This window comes from Terribium retamae (assembly GCF_022347545.1).
In the GTDB taxonomy this organism is placed as follows: Bacteria; Pseudomonadota; Alphaproteobacteria; order Rhizobiales; family Rhizobiaceae; genus Mesorhizobium; species Mesorhizobium retamae.
Map to the genome: position 1 here is coordinate 1 of NZ_JAKREW010000108.1, position 1,664 is coordinate 1,664.

Annotated in this window: 2 protein-coding genes; both read right to left on the bottom strand. The window is 68.9% G+C overall.

The window, feature by feature from the left end; all coding sequences use genetic code 11:
- Positions 1-258: head-tail connector protein (locus L4923_RS30720; RefSeq protein ID WP_239370873.1), on the bottom strand; the 258-nt coding region annotated here is incomplete at its 3' end.
- Positions 258-1,502 (bottom strand): phage major capsid protein, encoded by a 1,245-nt coding sequence (locus tag L4923_RS30725; RefSeq protein ID WP_239370874.1) that lies wholly within the window; start codon positions 1,500-1,502, stop codon positions 258-260. The genes L4923_RS30725 and L4923_RS30720, both read right to left, overlap by 1 nt.
- Positions 1,503-1,664 lie beyond the last annotated feature (162 nt).

A 1,664-nucleotide genomic window follows, 5' to 3' on the forward strand; every position in this document is an offset into this window, starting at 1 on the left:
GTCCGACGGCATTGGATTCGGCGTCGTCGGAGCGGAAGGAGTTCGAGCAGACCAGCTCCGCGAGGTCCTGGGTCTTGGGGGGGGGGGGGGGGGGCCCGGGGGGCCGGGGGGGGGGGGGGGGCGCGGGGGGGGGGCGCCCCCCCCCCGCGGGTGGCTTGCTGCTGCGCGGCGGGCGCCCCCCCCCGGGCCCGCCCCCACGGCGTCATCGTCGTCATGGTCGACGCGACAGAATTGCTTTGCGTCCGCAAGAGTGATCATCAGCCCGTGATCTCCATCCAGCGGAAGCCTTCGGGATGACGCACGACAACGTCAGTGTCGAGGAAGGCATGCAACAGCACGCCGCCCTTGCTCGCCACGGCGTCGGCATAGGGGTTCATCAGGATATCGACGCCCGACCAGTAGCCGATATAAAGCGAAGCCCATTCGCCGTAGATCAGGGCACGCGTGGCGGGCGGTCCGGCTGTGACAACCGGCACCTGAGTGGAGCTTTCGACACGCTCGCCATGGAAAGTCTCGGCGATCGGGATAACCCGGTTCGTCGTGTCCTGGATTTTGCGAGCGATCGCCATGACGGCCGGATGCGTGAGGAACGCGCGCGTGCCGGTCACGTCGTCGGTTTCCAGCGCAGCGATCATGTCGGCGGTGGCATCCGAAGACAGGGCCGCGTCGGCGAGCACCGTCACGCCCGCGTCGGCCATGATGCCGGTCGGCTCATTCGTACCGCCGCCCTTGATCGACGCCAGGTCGAGCGCCTGAGCGAGGATGAAACCGAGGTCGCGGCGAAGGATGGTTTCGATCGCCTCGTTCGATTGCAGCAGCATACGGCGCGAAAGCTCGTACTGCCCCGAAACGGTGTTCGGCGACATGCTCTTTTTCTCGAACTTGGCATCGCTGCCCGTCGTGGCGGTATGTTCGGCGATCCAGTGGGTCGAGCCGCTGGCGCTGAGGCGCGGCAGGTCGAGATTGCCGGTCAGGCCGCGCAGCACCGTCGCGCCCCGCGCCTCGACCTTCAAGGCCGGCCGGCGATGATCGGTCATGGCGGCAAGGTCGGTGCGCACCAGGTTGCCGCCGGGATTGCCGGCCGGCGTCGTCGTGGTAATCGCGCGGGTTTCCGCGCCGCCCAGCAGGATTTCGGTCGGAACCATCAGGCCGCGCGTCTCGCGCCCTTTCGACAATTCCTGATGCACCTCGCCCTCAAGGCCGCTCAGCTTGCCGGCGAGGCTTTCCGTCGCCGCCTTGGCGAGCGAATAGTTGCGCAGCTCGCGGCGCATTTCGCCGCCATTGATCTGCTCACCGGCCGCCTCGAGGCGTTCATAGGTGGCGAGCCGGTCGGCGCGGTCGATCTGGTCGCCGATCGAGCGGGTTTCCTTGTCCAGGGCGTCGAACTTCGTGCGCTCGCCATCGTCGAGGTCGCGTTTGTCGTTCATCGCCTTGTCGTTGATCGCCCGCATTTCCGCGATCTTGGCGGCGCGCTGCTCTTTCAGGTCTTGCAGTCTCGGCATTGCAGTTGCTCCATCTAGGGGTTGTGCCGCCTCACGGCGGGGGAAAGGGGGGGGGGGGGGGGGGGGGGGGCCCCCCCCCCCCCCAAGAGCCGGGGGGGGGCCAGCACGGGCGCCCAGGGCCCCCCCCCCCCCGCCCCGGCGAAACAGGGCGGGGCGGCCCCC